16 protein-coding genes and 1 tRNA gene are annotated in these 20,933 nt (G+C 48.6%); 15 read left to right on the top strand and 2 right to left on the bottom strand.

Features of this window, described 5'->3' with window-relative positions; translation table 11 throughout:
• The first annotated feature begins 150 nt into the window (after positions 1-150).
• From DP_RS09105 to DP_RS09070, 7 genes are all read left to right on the top strand, one after another.
• The gene (locus DP_RS09105) at positions 151-1,359 is read left to right on the top strand and encodes a hypothetical protein (protein ID WP_156792252.1); all 1,209 of its coding nucleotides are present in this window, start codon (positions 151-153) and stop codon (positions 1,357-1,359) included.
• Positions 1,360-1,383: 24 nt separating this feature from the next.
• Positions 1,384-2,139, top strand: coding sequence for an ABC transporter ATP-binding protein (locus tag DP_RS09100; protein ID WP_011189025.1), 756 nt, complete (start codon positions 1,384-1,386; stop codon positions 2,137-2,139).
• Positions 2,127-3,290: an ABC transporter permease gene (locus DP_RS09095; RefSeq protein ID WP_011189024.1), complete on the top strand. Its 1,164-nt coding sequence runs from the start codon at positions 2,127-2,129 to the stop codon at positions 3,288-3,290. Before DP_RS09100 ends, DP_RS09095 begins: the two co-directional genes overlap by 13 nt.
• Positions 3,287-4,561, top strand: a complete 1,275-nt coding sequence (locus DP_RS09090; protein WP_011189023.1) for an ABC transporter permease — start codon at positions 3,287-3,289, stop codon at positions 4,559-4,561. Before DP_RS09095 ends, DP_RS09090 begins: the two co-directional genes overlap by 4 nt.
• Positions 4,558-5,295 (top strand): outer membrane lipoprotein-sorting protein, encoded by a 738-nt coding sequence (locus DP_RS09085; protein ID WP_011189022.1) that lies wholly within the window; start codon positions 4,558-4,560, stop codon positions 5,293-5,295. The genes DP_RS09090 and DP_RS09085 overlap by 4 nt, the downstream gene beginning before the upstream one ends.
• A 360-nt stretch (positions 5,296-5,655) precedes the next feature.
• A tRNA-Phe gene (locus tag DP_RS09075) sits at positions 5,656-5,731 on the top strand.
• A 221-nt stretch (positions 5,732-5,952) separates the two neighbouring features.
• Positions 5,953-6,246: a DUF6172 family protein gene (locus DP_RS09070; protein ID WP_041277832.1), complete on the top strand. Its 294-nt coding sequence runs from the start codon at positions 5,953-5,955 to the stop codon at positions 6,244-6,246.
• Between the two features lie 202 nt (positions 6,247-6,448).
• On the opposite strand, the gene arsB is transcribed toward DP_RS09070, so the two are convergent.
• Together arsB and fdhD are read right to left on the bottom strand one after the other, a co-directional pair.
• Entirely contained in the window at positions 6,449-7,537 is a 1,089-nt protein-coding gene (arsB, locus tag DP_RS09065) for an ACR3 family arsenite efflux transporter (RefSeq protein WP_011189019.1), read from the bottom strand.
• 228 nt (positions 7,538-7,765) lie between these two features.
• Positions 7,766-8,542, bottom strand: coding sequence for a formate dehydrogenase accessory sulfurtransferase FdhD (fdhD, locus tag DP_RS09060; protein ID WP_011189018.1), 777 nt, complete (start codon positions 8,540-8,542; stop codon positions 7,766-7,768).
• Positions 8,543-8,871: 329 nt separating this feature from the next.
• Here fdhD and DP_RS09055 point away from each other — a divergent pair, with 329 nt between their 5' ends.
• The 8 genes from DP_RS09055 (at position 8,872) to DP_RS09015 (ending at position 20,929) form a co-directional block, all read left to right on the top strand.
• The gene (locus tag DP_RS09055; protein WP_049785055.1) at positions 8,872-10,866 is read left to right on the top strand and encodes a cation:proton antiporter domain-containing protein; all 1,995 of its coding nucleotides are present in this window, start codon (positions 8,872-8,874) and stop codon (positions 10,864-10,866) included.
• A gap of 72 nt (positions 10,867-10,938) precedes the next feature.
• A complete protein-coding gene (locus DP_RS09050; protein ID WP_162096646.1) occupies positions 10,939-12,084 on the top strand; it encodes an ABC transporter substrate-binding protein in 1,146 nt (381 codons plus the stop codon).
• A 22-nt stretch (positions 12,085-12,106) separates the two neighbouring features.
• Complete coding sequence (locus DP_RS09045; RefSeq protein ID WP_011189015.1) at positions 12,107-14,524, top strand: cache domain-containing protein; 2,418 nt, start codon at positions 12,107-12,109, stop codon at positions 14,522-14,524.
• The gene (locus DP_RS09040; protein WP_011189014.1) at positions 14,524-15,189 is read left to right on the top strand and encodes a response regulator transcription factor; all 666 of its coding nucleotides are present in this window, start codon (positions 14,524-14,526) and stop codon (positions 15,187-15,189) included. The genes DP_RS09045 and DP_RS09040 overlap by 1 nt, the downstream gene beginning before the upstream one ends.
• A gap of 160 nt (positions 15,190-15,349) precedes the next feature.
• Positions 15,350-17,200, top strand: a complete 1,851-nt coding sequence (locus DP_RS09035) for a 4Fe-4S binding protein (RefSeq protein WP_041277831.1) — start codon at positions 15,350-15,352, stop codon at positions 17,198-17,200.
• Positions 17,200-17,814 carry a TorD/DmsD family molecular chaperone gene (locus DP_RS09030; RefSeq protein ID WP_011189012.1) on the top strand — a complete coding sequence of 205 codons (615 nt, stop codon included), beginning with the start codon at positions 17,200-17,202 and terminating at the stop codon, positions 17,812-17,814. Before DP_RS09035 ends, DP_RS09030 begins: the two co-directional genes overlap by 1 nt.
• A gap of 77 nt (positions 17,815-17,891) precedes the next feature.
• Positions 17,892-18,077, top strand: a complete 186-nt coding sequence (locus tag DP_RS09025; protein ID WP_156792250.1) for a hypothetical protein — start codon at positions 17,892-17,894, stop codon at positions 18,075-18,077.
• 62 nt (positions 18,078-18,139) lie between these two features.
• The gene (locus tag DP_RS09015) at positions 18,140-20,929 is read left to right on the top strand and encodes a molybdopterin-dependent oxidoreductase (RefSeq protein ID WP_011189010.1); all 2,790 of its coding nucleotides are present in this window, start codon (positions 18,140-18,142) and stop codon (positions 20,927-20,929) included.
• The last annotated feature ends 4 nt before the right edge of the window (positions 20,930-20,933 follow it).

The raw sequence follows: 20,933 nt of genomic DNA, 5'->3' as shown, positions 1-20,933 counted from the left end.
TAGCCGACGGGCTCGACCTACCAGATTCATCCTTCCACCCGCCTCTTTTTCCTCCTCTCTGCCAGCTCATAGCAGGGTCGCACTTGTTCTATTAATTCAGAAAAGATAGGCTTAGAGTAGCCCTTCAAAATATTCGCGGCAAGGTTGGAGATGATCTGCCACCATGATCTCCGTCAAGATGCAACAGGTGAATCAATGTCCACCCTATTTCAACGATATCCTTTTAAAGGAAAAGCCCTTGGCTGGCTTCTGGTCAGCACCCTACTCCTTGCCTGGAACCAAATAGCCCAGGCCGGGACAGTTGATTTCTCCGGTCAGGCATCGACCTGGCTCATAGCGAGCGAGAATAGTAGCCAATTCGGGATGCAATACATCCCTGAACTCTCCTGGCAGAAGGCACTTACAGAGAACTATAAACTCAGTGCGGAGGCTGCGATCAATGCCCAGTGGGCAAAGCATCTGGGCGGGGGCAGTCAGGAGGATGCTACCCTAGATCCCTACCGCCTCTGGTTGCGCTTTGCAGCCAACCAATACGAGTTGCGCGCAGGTCTGCAGAAAATCAGCTTCGGCTCGGCCACCCTGCTCAGACCCCTGCGCTGGTTCGACACCCTTGATCCACGCGACCCTCAGCAGCTGACCGATGGGGTCTATGGCCTACTGGGCAGATACTATTTCCCTAACAATGCCAATATCTGGCTCTGGTTGCTCTACGGCAACCATGACCTGAAGGGCTGGGAGACCATGCCCACGGAGAAGAGGCGGGTTGAATATGGCGGACGAGCCCAGCTCACTCTCCTCGCCGGTGAAATAGCTCTCTCCTATGATCATAGATGGGTAAATGGCAAAGATTTTTTCTCCCAGACCACAGGACAGACACTCCCCATCTTTGCAGAAGATCGTTTAGGACTTGATGGAAAATGGGATCTGGGCGCAGGTCTCTGGTTTGAAGCCAGCCTGACTCGTCAGGATCTGGAGGCAGTGGAACTGCCCTATCAGAGACTTTTAACCGTGGGGATGGACTACACCTTTGACCTTGGTAACGGCCTACATGTCCTTGGCGAACATCTTGAAGGGAGATGGTCAAAGAAATCCTTCGGCAACGAAAAAAGACAGGCCATCTCAGCACTGTCAGTTACCTACCCCCTTGGTATCCTCGATACCCTGGTGGCCATTAACTACTATGACTGGCAGGAAAGTTATTGGTCACCATTTATCACCTGGCAGCGAACCTATGATGAATGGCAGTTAAACGTGAGTCTCTTCTCCAATCCCGAGCAACCACTGACCTCGCAGGATCAGGCAACAAACAACAGCTTCGCCGGCAAGGGAATGCAAATACTGTTAGTATTTAACCATTAAAACAAGTAGCAGAAGGAAGATATTATGGATAACTCTAACATTATCACCATCAACGGCCTAACAAAAAAATTCCCCATTGGCGACAGAGAGTTTACCGCCCTGAGTAACGTGACCCTCTCCTTTACCAGAGGCGAATTCACCGGCCTAGTCGGGCCCAGTGGCTCGGGGAAAACAACACTGCTCAATATTATCGGTTCACTGGATATACCGACCAAGGGAAGCGCTACTGTGTTGGGCCACTCCATCAAGGAACTAAGCCATAGCCAGGCATCGCAGTTGCGAAACAAGAGCCTGGGATTTATCTTCCAAACCTACAACCTCCTGCCCGTCTATACGGTTTTCGAAAATGTCGAGTTCCCTCTCCTCTTACTAAAAACACCGGCCAGAGAACGAAATAAAATGGTTCTGCAGGCCCTGGAGGCAGTTGGCTTAACCGATAAGGCTCAATCTCGTCCGTCCCAGCTCTCCGGCGGCGAAAGCCAACGAGTAGCCATTGCCCGGGCCATGGTCAAATCCCCGGAAATTGTCCTGGCCGATGAACCTACCGCCAATCTGGATGCCAAAAACTCCCACCACATTCTCCAGACCATGGTCAAGCTGAACAGAGAATTCAATACAACCTTTATCTTTGCCAGTCACGACGAGAAGGTTATCGGCTATCTTCGACGTAAAATTTCTCTCGACGATGGCAGGGTGGTGGCAGACGAATATATTGAAAGACCTGTTCACCTAGCACGAATGGAGACAAATTATGGGGGAGAGATGCCATGCTCTCTCTAAAGCTGGCCTACCGCAATCTGCTCGGCGCAGGCCTACGCACCTGGCTCAATGCTATTGTCCTCTCCATGGTCTATGTGATCATCATCTGGCAACAGGGCCTGCTGGATGGTTGGAAGCAACAGGCCCTCCGCGATATGCTCAACTGGGAAATCGGTGGCGGCCAGTACTGGCAGCAAAACTATGATCCCTATGACCCTCTTTCTCTGGAGGAAAGTCATGCCCCTGTGCCAAGGGCATTACAGGACTCAAAGGACGCGACTCCCATCCTTATCGTCCAGGCGACCATCTACCCCCAAGGTCGGATGCAAAGCTGCCTGCTCAAGGGCATTACACCAAAACAAGAGATTCTTCATTTGCCAAGCGCTGACCTGCAACTGCAGACCCCAGAGATTCCAATTTTACTCGGTACCCGGATGGCTGAAAGTACCAACCTGCAAAAGGGTGACACGGTAACCATTCGCTGGCGTGATGCCCATGGTGTTTTTGATGCCGCCGAGGGAAAGGTGGTGGCTATCATGAAGACCAATGTTCCGGCCATTGACCAAGGGCAACTGTGGCTACCATTGGAGCGTCTCCAGGCTATGATGCAGCTAGCAGGAGAGGCAAGTATCATTGTCATGGACCAGGAGACAAAGGACCATGGTCCGCAAAAGGGCTTTATCTTTCGGGACAGAGAATTTCTAAGCCAAGACTTTAATGCCATACTACAGGTGGAAAATATCAGCGGCTATATCCTCTATACAATCCTCCTCTCTCTGGCCCTACTGGCAATATTTGATACCCAGGTGCTAGCCATATTCCGTCGGCGCAGGGAGATAGGCACCCTCATCGCCCTTGGCATGCCACGGGGAGCAATCATCCGCCTCTTCACTCTGGAAGGCACAATGCATGGTATTCTTGCCATATTTGTGGCCGCAATATACGGCATCCCCCTACTCTATATACAGGCCACTTGGGGAATTCCCATGCCGGAGATAACAGATAGCTATGGACTGGCCATCAGCGACAGGATCTTTCCCATCTACGGTGCCAGCCTGATTTTTACTACCATTTTCATTGTTATGGTTATTGTCACCATCGTCAGCTTTATTCCAGCCCGCAAAATTTCCCATCTCAGCGCCACCGATGCCATCAAGGGGAAACTACCATGATACCCTTCCTCCTCAAGGGACTGCTCCGTGACCGTTCACGAAGTTTGTTTCCAATTATCACCGTCAGCATCGGTGTAATGCTCACCGTCTTTCTCCAGGCATGGATGCAGGGGGAGATGGGAGACATTGCCCGCTCAAACGCCAAATTTTCCACCGGCCATGTCAAAATCATGAGCCGGGCCTATGCAAAAAACAAATCTCAAATACCCAATGATCTGGCACTGCTGGGAGCCGATAATCTTCTGCAAGAGCTGCGGGCCAGCCAAGGCGAATTAAACTGGGTTAAGCGCATTCGTTTTGGTGGTCTGGTGGATGTGCCGGATGCCCGGGGGGAGACAAGTAGTCAGGGGCCGGCCATGGGCCTTGCCGTCGATCTCCTCTCCCCTGAGAGTACTGAAATTGCCACCCTTAATATAAGGGAGGCAATTGTCCGCGGGCGCTTCCCACTTAGTCCAGGAGAAATACTCCTCGGCGATAAATTTGCCACGAAGTTAAAGGCTCATCCGGGCGAGACGGTGACCCTGTTAAGCTCAACCATGTATGGCAGCATGAGCATGCAGAACTTCGTCATTGCCGGCACCATTAAGTTTGGGGTCAATGCCATGGACAGAGGGGCCTTGCTGGTAGATATCGCTGACATTCAGCATGCCCTGGATATGGATGATGCCGCGGGGGAGCTCCTCGGTTACTTCAGGGATGGTATCTATCATGATTCAGAGGCCCTACGGATTGCAGAGACCTTTAATGAGGGCTTCGCCACCAGTGATGATGAATATGCGCCGGTCATGTTTGCCCTGCGAAATCAGGATGGCCTGGGGGAATACTTAGATCTGGCCAACTACATCTCCCTCATTGCCTCGGCTGTCTTTATCATGGCCATGTCCATTGTTCTCTGGAATGTCGGGCTGATAGGTGGCCTGCGTCGTTATGGAGAGATGGGATTACGGCTGGCAATCGGAGAAAACAAACACCATGTCTATGCTTCAATCATCATTGAAGCTCTGATTATCGGAGTCATTGGCTCTATCATAGGCACCCTACTCGGCCTCCTGATAGCCTGGTATTTTCAAGCCTACGGTCTGGATATTGGCTCCATGACCAAGAATTCAAGCATGATGATATCAAATATCATCCGGGCAGAGATCAGCTACCGCACCTACTATATCGGTTTTATTCCCGGAATAGCCTCAACCCTTCTGGGCGCAGCCCTATCCGGGATAGGTATCTACAAGCGGCAGACAGCCCAACTGTTTAAGGAGTTGGAAACATGAAAACATTTATCATTATTGCCCTTTTCTTTATCAGCACAAGCTCATATGCGGCCCTGCCAAGTGGCCTGGAGGTACTGGAGAGGGTGGATAAGAACATGACCTCCGATACCCAGATTATCGTCTCCAGGATGATCATCCATAGCAGACGTGGTACCCGAACGGTGAAATCAAAATCCTGGTCCCAGAGAGATAAGCGCTCCTATACTGAATATCTCGCCCCCGCCCGGGAACGGGGAACAAAGATGTTAAAGCTTGAGGATCGGCTCTGGATGTATTCGCCAACCACCGACAGGACGATACAAATTTCTGGCCATATGCTCAGACAGTCCCTGATGGGTTCAGACCTCTCCTACGAAGATATGATGGAGAATCCGCGCCTGTCCGAAATCTACCAGGCAGAAGTAAAAGGAACGGAGATCATCGCCGAGCGCCCATGCTGGTTGCTTAGCCTGCTGGCAAAAAGAAGTGACGTGGCCTACCATTCACGTCTGATATGGGTTGACCAAGAACTCTCCGTACCACTCAGGGAAGAGCTCTACGCAAAAAGCGGCAAACTCCTTAAAAAAACAGAGTTTAAAGACTTCAAGCAGATAGGCGAGCGTTGGTTCCCCATGCTCATACGTTTCAAGGATGTCCTCAAAACCGGAGGGGGAACGGAGTTTATCATGGACTCCATAGAGTTTGACAGGCCCATTCCGGAGCACCTTTTCAGTAAGGCGGCCCTACGGAGATAGGTGAAGCGAATGGATAAAAAAAAAAGCCGCTCCCGCATGGCGAGAACAGCTTTTCAAGGAGAGAGAGAGAAGTACTACTGTCTATATTATTGCATGTACCGTGCCAGAAATATGCCAAAACGTCTTTGCCAGATAATCAGCCACTTAGCTGAGCGCACCTGCTTTTCCACTAAAAAAACAGCTCCAAAAGGGTACAAATTATTAAACAGGGGCAAACATTTTGGCCTCCTCAAAATGGACAGCCCTGCCCCTCCTCTAGCAATGGGCACTCTGCCTCTTTAACTTTAAAAAAGAGACAGGGGCATTTTAGGCTTGACGCCTCTGTTTTAATTGTGTAAATATCGCTTCACGCAATGAGGTGCCGGGATAGCTCAGTCGGTAGAGCAACGGACTGAAAATCCGTGTGTCCCTGGTTCGATTCCTGGTCCCGGCACCATTCATTGGTAAAAGACACTAAGCCCTTAACTCTTCTTTGAGTTAAGGGCTTTTTTTGTTTGTTCACCACGGTTAAAGCCTTCTCGCCTGTCGCACCCCATACTCCAGCGGTGATCAAACCATCTCTATAAGAAACAATTTGGAAAACCGCTCCTTGATGATATCATGTCATTAATTGAAGTTTACTCTCTAATAACGCCAGTCACACCCTATGGAATCACTATGAAAAAAACGTTTAAACTGACCCATCCAAAGATCAAAGTCCCAAGGCTTGTTGAAGCAATCAAACATGAAGTTAAAAAATATATAAAAAGAGAACGCGGAAAGACTCTACCCGGGAATGTCGATTTTTGGGATTTCGAATGTCGCTTCGGCCTTGACCAAACAAGCAGCGAGGCTATTCATCTATCCGAGATTAATAAATATATTTCTCAGGCCGAAGAGAAACAGCTCGAATCCTTTTATTTGGAAATTCTGGCCAAACCGGGACATCGAAGCAAAAAGCCCACTAAGTAATTCAGGGCTTTTGCCACAGAACGCAAAAAGCGACGTTGATCCCCGGCACCATTTTGAAAGGTAAAGCCCGTCACAGTTCTTCTCTGACGGGCTTTACCTTTTTCCCTCCTGCCCTTCACCTCTCCGCTCTGCCCCCTGTTCAAAAATTTTGCCCCCGTGTTTAACGCATCTCCTCTCCACCAAGAATCGCAGCCTGAAAGGCCTACTTCTTCACCCGGACATGACAGACCCCCTGCAGGGTCTTCTCCTCACAGGGGAAATACCTTTCTCTAAAGCGCAGGGCCACGCCTACCAGAAGAATTAAAACAGGCACCTCCACCAGCGGGCCGATAACAGCGGCAAAGGCCACCCCGGAATTGATACCAAAGACGGCGATTGAGACGGCAATTGCCAACTCAAAGTTATTGGAGGCCGCCGTAAAGCTCAGGGTAGCTGCCTGTTCATAGGAGGCGCCCACCTTCATCGACAGAAAAAATGAGATCAAGAACATGACCAGAAAATATATGATCAGGGGCAGGGCGATGCGAAGGACGTCAAGGGGGAGTTGAACGATATACTCTCCCTTGAGAGAAAACATTATAAGAATTGTGAAGAGAAGAAAAATGAGAGTCAGGGGACTAATTCTTGGTATAAAAACCTCTTCATACCACTCCTTTCCCCTTGTTTTGATACCAATATAACGGCTAAGCATACCGGCCAAAAACGGCAGGCCCAAGTAGATAAATACCGACTGAGCAATTTCCATGATTGAGACATCGACCACGGCCCCGGCAAGGCCAAACCATCCCGGAACAACAGTGATGAACAGCCAGGCATAGAGCGAGAAGAAGAGCACCTGAAAGATTGAATTAAACGCCACCAAGCCCGCACAGTATTCAGTATCACCACCGGCGAGATCATTCCAGACGATGACCATGGCAATACAACGGGCAAGACCAATGAGGATAAGGCCTACCATATACTCATGATGGCCGGAGAGAAAACTTATGGCCAACAGGAACATCAGAATCGGGCCGATAATCCAGTTTTGTACCAAAGAGAGAAGAAGGACCTTTGTATTTTTAAATACATGTCCTAGCTCTTCGTATTTCACCTTGGCCAAGGGTGGATACATCATCATTACCAGCCCCACGGCAATGGGTATATTGGTGGTGCCAACCTGAAAGGAGTTAATAATACCCTGAACAGAAGGATAGAGGTAACCCGCCACCACCCCTATAAACATTACTAAAAATATCCAAATGGTTAGATAACGATCAAGAATGCCTAATTTTCTAGCTGTAGCCTTCATAGTCTCTCATCTCAGTAAACTGTTTTTGCTTAGAACCTTACCCTTCTTCAATAACATTGTATCTCATCTCTGGCAGGGAATGACAGCAGAGGGAAAAAACAACACCAGACGCCGAGGCGCAGGAAAGGCCAGCACAACTACAACAGCTATACGGAAAGAGAGACTAACTCCGCTTAACGGGACGGATTCACCCATGAGCAAAAGGGTAACAAAGTTTTCAGGGCCCACCTAGGTCAAAATACGTTCGGGGGCATTGAAGACATTAATTCTTTCCGGCCTGGAATAGGCCACCAAGGTAGCCCCTGACCGTTTTGCCAGGGCAAGCCCCAGCGATGAAGGCGAGGTACGGGACATAATAATAGGAATACCGATACGGGCGCACTTAAGAACCATATCCGAGGTGAGGCGACCAGTGGTATAGACCGCAGAATTATTACTCGCCCGCCCGAGAAGGATAGAGCCAAGGACCTTATCCACGGCATTATGCCGCCCCACATCTTCATGATAAACCTGCAGTCTGCCGTTATTCCAGAGACCGCAGCCATGGACACAGTGAGTCTGCGGGCCAAGAGGCGATGAGTGCAGGGCCTCTCGAATAAAGGATTTTATCTCCGCAAAGGGCAGGCAATAGTCAGCAAGTGGGGCAAATTCTCCCTCCAGCATCTCTTTGGGAATTTTCCCCGTACCACCACAGCCAGAGGTGATTATCACCTCCCGGGGCTCCTCATTTTCCACATCGGCATAGACCGATATTCTCCCCTGAGGACAGACCAGTATTTCACGAATCTCCTCTGCTTTTTTTATATATCCCTGACCAAAGAGAAAGCCTGCGCCAAACTCCTCCAAATCTACAGGAAGCACCATGGAAGAGCCAATTACCCTATCATTGAGGGCAATGGCATAGGGGGTCTCGATGGCTACATGCTCGTCCATCTCCTGCCGGCCACCAGGCCTGATGACAACAGATTTTTGCATGATGCTGAGAGGGATGTCTAGCTTGGACATATTGAATATTCCTCATAATAAAGGGGGGAAACAGTATGGTAAGGGCTCTGCCTAAGATAGAATCTCTTAGACAAGGATCCAATAAGAATCGCCCACAAAGGGTCTCTACCCCAGTGACAGCACCAGGGATGACTAATATCTATCTAGACAAGAGAAATACTACTCGGAGAATGACTCCCAAGCAATATACCAATGAAAGTTCCACACCTACTTTCCAAAAAATCGCCCTACCATTGAATTTCAGCACCAAGCATCATATACTTAAGCATCAACATTTTCTTTTCTGCCCAACAATTTACCTAACAAAATCTTACATAAAAAGACAGAATATGGGTATAGCTACCGACATTATCATCATTGTCCTTGCAGCCTTTTGTTGCGGCCTGCTCATGCAAATGCTGCGTCAACCATTAATTCTTGGCTATATCCTTGCAGGGATTATCGTAGGGCCACATACCGGTGGATTCACGGTGGCAGGCGTACATGAGATAGAACTTCTTGCCGAAATCGGGGTAGCCCTGCTTATGTTTGCCCTGGGCCTGGAATTTTCACTCAAGGATCTTAAACCGGTAAAGAACATCGCCCTTATCGGTACTCCAATCCAAATCCTCCTGACCATGATCTTTGGTTATGGCATTGGCTATCTACTGGGTTGGAGCTGGAAAGACTCTCTCTGGTTCGGCACCATGATCAGCCTCTCCTCAACCATGGTTATCTTAAAAACCCTGATGAACCAAGGTTGGATGGGCACCCTCTCAAGCAAGGTGATGATCGGCATGCTCATTGTCCAGGACCTGGCCATTGTCCCTATGATGATCATCATGCCCGAGCTCAATGACCCAGCAATGGGACTCAGCTCCCTCGGCATCGCTGCCGTCAAGGCAACCCTGTTCCTGGGAACAATGCTCTTACTTGGCGCCAAGCTTCTGCCGACCATGGTACGCCATATTGCCCGGTCCGGCTCACGGGAGCTTTTTCTTCTGGCCATCATCACCATCGGCCTTGGAGTTGGCCTGGTTACGCATCTGGTGGGACTAAGCTTTGCCTTTGGTGCCTTTGTGGCCGGAATGGTTCTCAGTGAATCAGATCACGGACATCAGGCCTTAAGCGATATTATCCCCCTGCGTGACCTCTTTGGCCTCCTCTTCTTTGTCTCGGTGGGCATGCTTCTCGACCCCCACTTTCTCTTTGCCCACCTGCAGCTCATAGCCCTCCTTGTACTACTGGTAGGCCTTGGTAAGGGAATCATCTTTTCAGCAATATCATGGTTCTTTGGCTACGGAAATATCGTGCCCATAGCAGTGGGCCTTGGTCTCTTTCAGGTGGGTGAATTTTCTTTTGTCCTTGCCCAGGTCGGTCTTGAAACAAAATCAATTAGCTCAGACCTGTACAACACCATCCTGACAACGGCTATTTTGAGCATGGCCCTGACCCCACTGATCTCATCCCAAGCAGGTCGATTCTATGCCTTAAAAAAGAAATGGTTTAGCCAAGAATCCCTAAAAAATATCGCTCTGCCGGATGAAAAATTGTGCGGGCACGTTGTCATAATTGGTCATGGACATGTAGGTTTTAAAATAGCTACAGCACTCAAACAACTTGCCATTCCCTTTATCTTGGTCGAATTAGATCAGCAACGTGTTGAAGAGGCAAAAAGATTAGATTTCCCCGTTATATTTGGAGATGCCTGTCACGAAACCATTCAAGAAGCTCTCTGCCTTGAAACAGCTTCCCTTCTTGTGGTAACAATACCATCCGTTATAGCAGCGCAGGAGATCATTAAACGCATCCGTAGATCCCAAAATAATATCCGAATTGTGGCCCGCATTTCCGACCCAGCCTCTTCTCATATTTTCACAGACCTCGATATCCACGATCTGGTTTTACCCAAGTTGGAGACCAGTTTAGAGATGATCAGACTGATCCTCCTCCATCGGCAAATATCGCCCACTGAAATCCACAACCTCACCAACATTATCCGCCAGGATTTTATCGCCCCGAACACCCAGAACTACATCACCCTGGCCCATATGCGGGCAGCGGAACTGCAATTTGATCTGGAGTGGATCGTTTTAGAGACAGGCAATACTCTTCCGGGCAAGAGCATCAGGGAGGCAGAAATCCGCAATAAAACCGGGGCCACGGTGGTAAGTATAATACGTGAGCGCCAGCTCTACTCCAACCCAGACAGCAATTTTTGTTTTGAGGCCGGCGATATGGTGGCTATCATTGGCACAGAGGAGGTCAGAACTGCCTTCCACAGCTACGGTCAAGCAACTGATGTTAAAACAGGCAGAGACAATCCTTTGACAAATAACTCATAGCCTATAAGATGAACTTTTTTACCAGGAGAGAATTGATAGCTTCCTTGAAAGAGCTTGAGTATGGAGAGAGGTATGAGGTTAGTCATAATATGTTGCCTGTTTTCGCTATGGCAGGGCTTGACCATAGAAACTTTGGCAGCAATGCCTCAGGAAATTTTATTGGGTCAATCCAGCGCCTTCTCCGGAGGAGCACAGGATATAGGCAATGAAATGCGGGTAGGACTCCAGGCCGCATTCGCCAGAGTCAATGAGGCTGGCGGCATCGCCGGAAGGCCCATCCGCCTGATAAGCAGGGACGACGGCTATGAGCCAGACAGAGCAGTACGTAATAGCGAGATTTTCATAGAAGAGGATCGGGTATTTGCTCTCATTGGTCAGGTGGGCACCCCTACCTCCCAGGCAGTTCTCCCCCTCGCCTCCCGTTTAGGCATACCCTTTTTTGCCCCTCTGACAGGAGCAGCATTTCTCCGTACCCCATTTAACCCCTATGTCATAACAATTCGAGCCAGCTACGCCCAAGAGATGGCAAAAATAGTAAACTACCTGATAAATGAAAAAAAGCTGTCCCGCATTGCCTGTTTTTACCAAAACGACAGTTATGGTTTTGATGGCCTGAAGGGGCTGGAACAGGCTCTCGGAAATCATGGCATGAAACTTGTGGCCCAGGCAAGCTATGAGCGTAATACCGTGGCTGTTATGGGAGCTGTTCTCGATATAGAAAAGGTTCAACCTGAGGCAGTGGTAATGGTTGGCGCCTATACCGCCTGTGCTGAATTTATCAAGTTAAGCAAGGCCAAGATGCACTCTCAGGCCCTGTTTGCCAGTATATCCTTTGTGGGTACGGAAAGTTTACGTGATTCCCTAGGTGAATATGGACAAGGAGTTATTGTCTCTCAGGTTGTGCCTAACCCCTATGATAATACCCTCCCCCTGGTCGGGGAGTATAAAGAATCAATGTCTCTTTTCCAGCATGGAGCCTCGACAAATTTCAATTCATTTGAGGGCTATATTGCCGGACGTCTCTTTGCTGCAATCTGCCAAAATATTTCCGGGGAATTCAATCAAAAATCTTTTATAGAGACCATGGAGAGAGTTGGTTCCTTTGACCTCGGTGGACTCATACTACGGTTTGCCAAGACTGACCACCAAGGTCTCGACGATGTATTCCTGACTGAAATCTATCCCAAAATACGAGAAATCAAAATGGCCGGCCAGTAACAGCCTCCCTGAAGACAGAGCTATGCGAAAAAATCGGTTATCAATCACCTGGGCCCCCTTCTATGCATCACTTGCAGTTATTTCAGCGCTTGGCCTGTTTATAGGTATTTTTTGGACGATAAACGAATACCAGGCATACAAGGAAAGCATTGATAACATTATCAATAACTACAACAATCAATACCAAAGCCGAGTGCGAGAAGAGGTAAATTCAGCAACGGATTATATTCACTACAGTCTGCAAGAAGAGCTTGCTCAGGCAGAAGAGGATATTCGCAAGCGCGGGCAGGTGGCCTACACGGTAGCCTCCCATATTTATAGCCTCTACAAAAACGAAAAAGATATTGCTGAACTGCGAAAAATGGTAACTGAAATCCTTCGCCCCATCCGTTGGAATGATGGCCAGGGTTATTACTTCGCCGGTCGTATTGATACAGGAACCATGGACCTCTTTGCCGATGAACCAATCCTGGAGGGTAAGGGCAGCAAGGAAATTATCTCCCTGACAGGGGTGGATATTATGGGAATGGCGCAGGAAATTATTCAAAAAAAGGGTGCTGGTCTCTTCAGCTATGACCTCCTCAAACCAAATTACCCGGGACGAATCTATTTTAAACGTGCCTTTGTAAAATACTTCCCCCCCTTTGACTGGTTTATTGGCGCCGGCGTTTATCGCAATGACTCAAGCTATCTGGTACAAGACGACGCCATCAAACAGCTGCAGAACATGACCTTTGGTGATGGCGGGGAAATTTTTATTTTCCGTTTCAATGGCACCATTATTTGTAGTCGTGACGAAAAACTCCTCGGCCGCTCTATAACCTCCTTAAAAGACAGCAAACAGCATCTCTATGGAGAAGAGTTATGGCGGGCAGGCGTTGAAGGTGCTCAGGAGGGATTTGTTACCTATTCCGGCTACCGTAAAGGTGGTGATCTGCCAAGGCAAAAGCTCAGCTATGTCCGGGCCTACCCTGAGCTAGGGTGGGTAATTGGGGCATCGAGTTATATGGAGGAGATGGAACAGGCAATTGCCGCAGAAACAGAGACCTACCAACGCATAAGCTTTCGAAATGTGTTCATGTTTATTGTCCTCTTTGTTGTGGCTGTTATCCTCCTCCTTTTTTCCACCTATTTCTACTCCCTGAAGATCCAGAGGGGCGTACAATCTTTTACCAATTTTTTCCGTGGCGCTGCAGATTCCAACGAGAAGGTAGAACAAAATGAATTAGAGTTTATTGAATTTGAAGATCTGGCAAAACTGGCCAATCAAATGGTTGACGAACGAATACAAAATGAAAAACTCCTGCATAAGGATGAGTTGCGCCTCGACACCCTGCTCGGCCTAAGCATGATGGACACCTCCATCCAGGATAAGTATGATTTTATTCTGGAGCGGATCGTGCAAATAACAGACAGCGACCAGGGATATATTGCTCTGGTCAACGAAAACCAAAGCTATACCACCCTCTGCGCCTATGTCGCGGCAAAGAGACAAAGGCCTCAGCTCAACAATGAGATCCACCTGTCTGCCCCCATTGCCGAGGGCGGGCTTATGGCTCGGGCAGTGCTCAAAAGAGACGCTATTCTTGACAACAACTGTCGTCTTATCGGGGCAAGAGATGTTTATCCCTATCATGCCATTCCTCACCGCCATCTGGATGTACCTGTCTATAATAATGGCAAGATTGTAATGGTTGCCGGGGTATGCAATAGCTCAAGCAAATATAATCAGTCCGATATTCGCCAGATAAAGATGCTGCTTGAGGGTATGTGGATGCATGTCCTGAAAAAATGTGCTGAAGAAGAAAATTCCCGCCTGGAAAAACAAATTATATCGGTAAGCGAGGAGGAACGAAGCGCCATTGGCCGTGACCTGCATGACGACCTCTGCTCTCACCTCACAGGTGTCGAGCTCCTCAGCAAGGTACTCCACCAAAAACTGGAAAAGGAAGACTCGTCTCAAATAAAACAGATCGGCACTATTCGAGATCTCATTCGTGATGCCATAGACAAAACCCGCAGACTCTCTCACGGTCTTTATCCCGTTCACATTGTCGAATACGGTCTTAAATCGGCTATTGAAGAACTTGTGGTGGAAGTCAAAAACATGTTTAGAGTGAACTGTCTCCTTGAGTTTCAGGGCAACACAGAGGAGGTGAACAGCGAAACGGTGATACACCTCCACTATGCTATCCGCGAGGCTGTTTTTAACGCTGCCCGACATGGACATCCACAAAATATCTATATTGATGTACGATTTGATGAAAATTTCTTTATCCAGGTTCGTGATGACGGTTGCGGCTTCCAGGAAGGACACTATCGCAAGGGCTTAGGGTTTTACACCATGGAGTATCGAGCAAAGATGATGGGAGCACAACTTAATATTAACTCAGAGCCCAATAATGGCACTACGGTTACCATTTCAGGAATGGTGGATTAATGACAACACAGATAATGATAGTAGATGATCATCCTATTTTTAGGATGGGAATGGCAGAGCTCCTCAACCAGGAGGATGATTTTTGCGTATGTGCTGTTGCCGAAAATATTGCCGGCGCTCGCAGGGCCATTGCCGAACATAAACCTGATATGGCCATTGTTGATATTACCCTGGCCGGTGATAATGGTCTTGACCTGGTCAAAGAGATAACTGCAGAAAAACTCTGCTCGGCTGTGCTGGTCCTCTCCATGCATGACGAGGCAGTTTGGGCGGAACGAGCCATTCGAGCCGGTGCTAAGGGCTATATTATGAAAAGAGAGGCCTCGGAATCTGTAATTTCTGCCCTGCGCAATATACGAGAGGGACGCCTTCATGTCAGCCCCAATATGATGTCTCTGCTCCTGGACAAGTTCCATGTCAATAAGGCAGATAACCAGGGAGCCCCCACCGTTGACCTGCTCACAGACCGTGAAATTGAGGTCTTTCGCCTGATTGGCTCGGGCCTACCTACCCGGGAGATTGCAGAACAGATGTGCTTAGGGGTAAAAACTATTGGCACCTACCGAGACAGAATCAAACAAAAACTCTGCATAAAGACAGGGGCTGAGCTTATCCGCCGTGCCGTCCTCTGGACCGAAAAAGAGCATTTCGAAAGGGAGGACTAACTTCTGTAGGGAAAAAGCCTACAGGACAAAAGGGCTTGACCTGATTACATTTTTATCACTGTTCCGTTATTCTTGCTGATTATATGGGTATGCTCTGTGCTGTTTTTAAGTACAGATTCGGTAATTGAGGAGCAGCTGTTTAAAGGCAAGGGGTCAGGCTATGGAGAAGGCATTTACAACACACCTGTTGATACAGGATGCAGAGGGACAGACACACTTTACCCCTGCCCAGTTTGATCTTCATCCGGGGCAGGCTCTTTCTGCCAGAGAAGAAGAAACTGTTTTACTTGCCGGAGGATTTCCAACAATTTCCCCGGACACGAGCTTTATCCTCTCGCCGACACTCCAACTCAATGCAGACCTCACCTCCGCCACTCCCTCTCAATTAGAAAAAATAGCATATGCAGAAAAAGAGCGCGAGCAGGCAAAACAGTATCGTAGCTATACCGTTGATACGGATGCGCGTCTCTGTGTAGTTGCAGCATCTACTGCAAGCCTTGATAGATTCATCGAAACCTATGGAGGCCTTCTTGCCATTGAACCTCTCCTCATCAAGGGGTTTCATCCAGAGATTCCAACCGTCACAGATATAAGTATTAGCAGTGGTCTTCACTCCGGGGTAGCCATTGACTATGCCCTCCGAGCTCCCCTTGACAGTTCCCGTTGTACCTATTGCGGCCAGTGCGGTATTACCTGTCCCGAAAAATGCATCTCCCACAGCCTCCAGTTTGATTTCAGCGCCTGCACCTTTTGCAAGAAATGCGAAGAGATCTGCCCCCAGGGAGCAATTGAAATCTATGGGATGGAATATCGTCAGCTTAAAATGCCCGCCCTCATAATCCTCGACGATTGTCAAATAGAGGGAGCAGAGGGATGTCTGGCTGTATACCGAGAAGAAAATTTCGATGATTACCTAAAAAACCTCTACTCCTTCCAAGTAGATGAGATTGTATCAATCAACAGCTCTCTCTGCCAATACAATGCCAATCTTGACAGGGGATGTCGCCTCTGCGCAGATGCCTGCCAATATGAAGCAATTGATCTCAAGGGCGGTGTTTCCATTAATCCCCTTCGCTGTGAGGAGTGTGGTGACTGTGTCGCCGCCTGTCCCACCGGGGCCCTGCAGTACGAGCGCCTGACCGATCAAAGTCTTGTCCGATATATTGACTCGCTCGACAGCAAAGAGAGCTCTACCATTGTCCTTGCCGATGCCGAAAGCCTCCACTCCTTCTGGTGGCAGAATAGAGACAGGGTTTACCATAACACCTTTTTTCTTGCCTGCGACCGAGTCGAATTTTTCTCTCTCTTTCACTTCCTCTACCTCTACTCTCAGGGCTTTAGCAGAATCATCATAACTAGCAAAGAATCCGGGCAGAGCATGAGACGAGAGGCAAGGCTTGCCAATACAATTCTAACGGCCCTCTTTGCCTGCGAAACGCCCCTGCTGATAAGCGAAGAGCTTGAACCTGATCTTTTAGCAGCAACTCCTCCCCGTAGAGATAATGTCCTGAGCCTGACACCCGGGAAAAACAGACGAGAAGCCCTGGCCCAGATAATACAATCCTTTGTCCAAGAGACAGGAGAAACACCGGGTTTTAAGGGCAATCAGCAAACCCCATTTGCAACCTTATCCTGTGATAATGAGAGCTGCACCCAGTGCATGTCCTGTATCAATGTCTGTCAAATAGGGGCGATGAAGACGGAGGCAACCGAAATGATCCTCTCCCATAATGGCAGCATCTGTGTTGGCTGTGGCCTCTGCGTTTCAATATGCCCGGAAAACGCCCTACAGATGAGCCGCGCCTGGCAATTTTCAGAGGCGTTTTTCAGTGACAGGCTACTAGCCGCAGGTGAACCCATGACCTGCCTTCGATGCGGTAAGGTCTTTGGTACCAGGAAGAGTTATGAACGAGTGATGAGTATACTCGCCAGCAAAGAAAGTGTTGATACAAGCCATTTTGAATACTGTGAAGACTGTCGAGTAAGACGGATTTTTGAGGAGCAAAACTAATGGACATGATGACTGAAAAAGAACTCTCCAGAGTTCGTCTGCGTTTTATCGATGTAATTAAATCCTTCTTCCTTGAAGAGCCAGACGCAGAAAAAATGAGCCGCTGGCGTGGTATCTTTGCCTCTCTGCACGGGGAACATATCAACCCCCTCTTTGATGCAGCAGTTACAGATTTCTGCAAGCTTCTTACCCTGAAAAATCTCTCGGATCTGCAGGATGAATACTATGTCCTCTTCACAGATCCCTTTAACAAAAGACATGTTGCAACCACCGCATCCTACTATGTCGATGGCCGGCACCACGGTGAGACCCTTGCCCAATTTCGTGGCCTGCTGGCAAAGGCAGATTTGATGAAAAATGAAAGTGTAATAGATACAGAAGATTCTATTCCCGTCATGCTCGACAGTCTTGCCCGCCTTATCGAGGACGAAATCGCAGGTAGCGCTACGGCCCGGGACTACCAGACACAACTGGTAGTAGAGTTCCTAGAACCCCTTGTTGAAAGTGTTTACCTGATACTCAAAGATGATGATCGGGCTGAATTCTATGAAACCTGCAGTCTCTTCCTCAAGGGCTATCTGGATCTTGAGCGTGGTTTAATCATGGAGATGTAACAAGAGATATGGGACTGACTCTTGTTGGCAGGAAGAGAGTTAAGCCCATGAGTGCAAAATACCAACTGGAGAAAAAAATGAAAAAAGAACAAGGAAAAAGACGTTCTTTCCTGAAGCATATTCTGGCGGGGAGTGCGGCTGTGGCAGGCGTTGCAGTTACCCGCAAGAAAGCCCAGGCTGCAGACCTGCAAAAGGTTGCTGGCAGTGAGGTGCTCTATCAGGAAACTGAAGACTTTAAGAAATATTACAAAAGTTTAGTCTAGTTTGTGCTTTTTTGAGGTTCCCAGCAAAAGAACCTCTATTAAGAGTTGACAAGGAGATAACAATGGCCAGAAGTCGAGTGAATAAAGCAGTTGCCAGCACGGCAACTACCAGCAAACGGGTCACCCTGAACCCAAAGGTTGCCAGGAGATCTTTTCTAAAGATTTCTGCGGCAACAGCGGCACTTACAGGGGCTGCGATGACCACAAATCTCACCAAGAAGGCAAGTGCTTCCGGTAAGAAAAGCCCCTATGAGGGCTCCAAAACAGTTCGTACCATCTGCACCTACTGTGCCGTTGGCTGTGGCATTGAGGCCGAGGTGCACAACGGTGTCTGGGTGCGCCAGAACGTTGCGGTAGACCATCCGGTTTCCCGTGGTGGCCATTGCTGTAAAGGGGCAGGTGCCATTGATATGGTAACTAGCCCTAAACGAATGAAGAGCCCCATGAAACGGATAAACGGAAAGTGGACGCCTATTTCCTGGGACCGGGCAATGGGTGAGATCACCGATAAACTGAAGTCGATTCGGGAAAAAGATGGCCCCGATGCCCTCCACTTTAACGGTAGTGCCAAGGTCTCCAATGAAATGGCCTATCAGATCAGAAAATTCGCAGCATTCTGGGGGTCGAATAATATCGATCACCAGGCCCGCATCTGACACTCCGCAACGGTGGCAGGTGTCGCCAATACTTGGGGTTACGGTGCAATGACTAATAGTCTTAATGACATTAGGCATGCGAAATCCATGATTTTTATCGGTTCAAATGCGGCAGAGGCACATCCTGTCTCCATGCAGCATATTCTTCACGCCAAAGAGAAGAACAATGCGCCGATTATTGTTGTTGATCCACGTCGAACAAAGCTTGCCGCCAAGGCCGATGAGTTTGTTCGTATTCGTCCGGGCTCTGATGCTGCCTTTATGATGGGACTGATCCACGTAATCGTCAAAAACGGTTGGGAAGATAAGGAATTTATTCGTACCCGTGTTTCCGGTTACGAAGAGATGATTGAAGTCACAAAAAAATATACTCCTGAAGAGGTAGAGGATGTAACGGGTATCCCCGCAGCCCAGACCATCAAGGTTGCCAAGATGCTTGCAACCCATCGCCCAACCAGTCTTACCTGGTGTATGGGTGGTACTCAGCATAGTATCGGCTCCAGCATCACCAGAAGCTTCTGTCTGCTCCAGCTTGTCCTTGGCAATATGGGTAAATCAGGTGGTGGTACCAACATTTTCCGTGGTCACGACAATGTTCAGGGGGCAACGGATATGTGTATTCTCTCCCATAGCCTACCTGCCTACTATGGTCTCTCCGACGGCGCCTGGAAACACTGGTGTCGCGTCTGGGGTGTGGATTACGAGTGGATGGTCTCACGTTTTCCTGCAAAGGAGTGGATGAATAAAAAGGGATTCACCCTTGCCCGCTGGTACGAAGGCGTACTGAACGAAGAAAAAATTCATCAGCCATCTCCCATCAAGGCCCTTATCCAATGGGGATGTGGGGCCAACTCTAATTCCCAGTATGGTCGAGTAAAAAGAGCCTATAACAAGCTTGATCTCCTGGTTATTGTTGATCCTTTCCCCACCATGGCAGCGGCCCTCTGTGAAACAGATAATGTCTATATTCTGCCCAGTGCCAGCCAGTACGAAACGCAAGGGTCAGTGAGTTCTACCTCACGCCAAATTCAATGGCGCTATAAGGTTGTTGATCCTATCTACAACAGTCGAGATGACTATGACATCCTTCGTGATTTCGTTACCCGTCTTGGTTTTGCTGATAAGTTTTACAAAAACATCAAGCAGGAACCCGAAGATATTACGCGTGAGCTGGGCAGTGGCTCACTGACCATTGGTTATAACGGTCAGACGCCCGAGCGTATCAAGGCCCATATGGAGAACTGGCATACCTTTGATATCGATACCCTACAGGCTAAGGGTGGCCCATGCGATGGCGAATATTACGGTCTGCCTTGGCCTTGCTGGACCCAGGAACATCCGGGTACTCCTATTCTCTACGATATGTCGAAGTCTGTGGCCGAAGGTGGTCTACCTTTTAGAAATCGTTTTGGTGTCGAAAAAACCTATGATTCTGGTCGTACCGAAAACCAACTTGCAGCCGAGGGAACCTATACCCCAGGCAGTGAGGTAAAGGGTGGTTATCCTGAATTCAAAGATGTGGTTCCAGGCACAAACTGGAAGACAGACCTCAGCCAGAAAACGATCAAGGATGCCATTTCCCGTGGCATGGCACCATTTGGTAATGCCCGGGCCCGCTGTATTGTCTGGACCTTTCCTGATCAGGTGCCTGTTCACCGTGAGCCCCTACACTCACCACGTCCGGATCTGATAGAGCGATATCCAACCTACCAGGACCAGACGAATCATTTCCGGGTTGATACCCGCTTTGAGTCAGAGCAAAACCCGAATCTGATAAAAGAGTTTCCATATATCCTCACCACAGGCCGACAGGTTGAGCATATGGGTGCGGGTGCCGAGACCCGAAGCAATCAGTATCTAGCTGAACTGCAGCCTGAAATGTACGCAGAGATTAATCCCCGCCTGGCCAATAATCTTGGTATTCGTAAGGATGCAATGATCTGGATTGAATCCCCGGAGGGCGGCAAAATCAAGGTGAAGGCCTTTGTCACCGAAAGGGTGGACGAAAAAACTATCTTTTTACCATATCACTTTGGTGGTTCCTGGGAAGGCGAGTCTCTTGTTGATAAGTATCCAGAGGGACATGCACCATGGGTTGTTGGTGATTCAGCCAATGTTGTTGTCAACTATGGATATGATATCGTTACTCAGATTCAGGCTACTAAAGATGGTCTCTGTAAAATCAGCTTGGCCTAATCGG

The sequence above is a fragment of the Desulfotalea psychrophila LSv54 genome (genome assembly GCF_000025945.1).
In the GTDB taxonomy this organism is placed as follows: domain Bacteria; phylum Desulfobacterota; class Desulfobulbia; order Desulfobulbales; family Desulfocapsaceae; genus Desulfotalea; species Desulfotalea psychrophila.
This window is presented reverse-complemented; position numbering and strand designations above follow the sequence as displayed.

What these genes read in the sequence shown, in the direction of transcription:
- DP_RS09105 (WP_156792252.1), top strand. Translation starts at nt 151, where the DNA reads ATGATCTGCCACCATGATCTCCGTCAAGATGCAACAGGTGAATCAATG.
- DP_RS09100 (WP_011189025.1), top strand. Translation starts at nt 1,384, where the DNA reads ATGGATAACTCTAACATTATCACCATCAACGGCCTAACAAAAAAATTC.
- DP_RS09095 (WP_011189024.1), top strand. Translation starts at nt 2,127, where the DNA reads ATGCTCTCTCTAAAGCTGGCCTACCGCAATCTGCTCGGCGCAGGCCTA.
- DP_RS09090 (WP_011189023.1), top strand. Translation starts at nt 3,287, where the DNA reads ATGATACCCTTCCTCCTCAAGGGACTGCTCCGTGACCGTTCACGAAGT.
- DP_RS09085 (WP_011189022.1), top strand. Translation starts at nt 4,558, where the DNA reads ATGAAAACATTTATCATTATTGCCCTTTTCTTTATCAGCACAAGCTCA.
- DP_RS09070 (WP_041277832.1), top strand. Translation starts at nt 5,953, where the DNA reads ATGAAAAAAACGTTTAAACTGACCCATCCAAAGATCAAAGTCCCAAGG.
- arsB (WP_011189019.1), bottom strand. Translation starts at nt 7,537, where the DNA reads ATGAAGGCTACAGCTAGAAAATTAGGCATTCTTGATCGTTATCTAACC.
- fdhD (WP_011189018.1), bottom strand. Translation starts at nt 8,542, where the DNA reads ATGTCCAAGCTAGACATCCCTCTCAGCATCATGCAAAAATCTGTTGTC.
- DP_RS09055 (WP_049785055.1), top strand. Translation starts at nt 8,872, where the DNA reads ATGGGTATAGCTACCGACATTATCATCATTGTCCTTGCAGCCTTTTGT.
- DP_RS09050 (WP_162096646.1), top strand. Translation starts at nt 10,939, where the DNA reads ATGAGGTTAGTCATAATATGTTGCCTGTTTTCGCTATGGCAGGGCTTG.
- DP_RS09045 (WP_011189015.1), top strand. Translation starts at nt 12,107, where the DNA reads ATGCGAAAAAATCGGTTATCAATCACCTGGGCCCCCTTCTATGCATCA.
- DP_RS09040 (WP_011189014.1), top strand. Translation starts at nt 14,524, where the DNA reads ATGACAACACAGATAATGATAGTAGATGATCATCCTATTTTTAGGATG.
- DP_RS09035 (WP_041277831.1), top strand. Translation starts at nt 15,350, where the DNA reads ATGGAGAAGGCATTTACAACACACCTGTTGATACAGGATGCAGAGGGA.
- DP_RS09030 (WP_011189012.1), top strand. Translation starts at nt 17,200, where the DNA reads ATGGACATGATGACTGAAAAAGAACTCTCCAGAGTTCGTCTGCGTTTT.
- DP_RS09025 (WP_156792250.1), top strand. Translation starts at nt 17,892, where the DNA reads ATGAAAAAAGAACAAGGAAAAAGACGTTCTTTCCTGAAGCATATTCTG.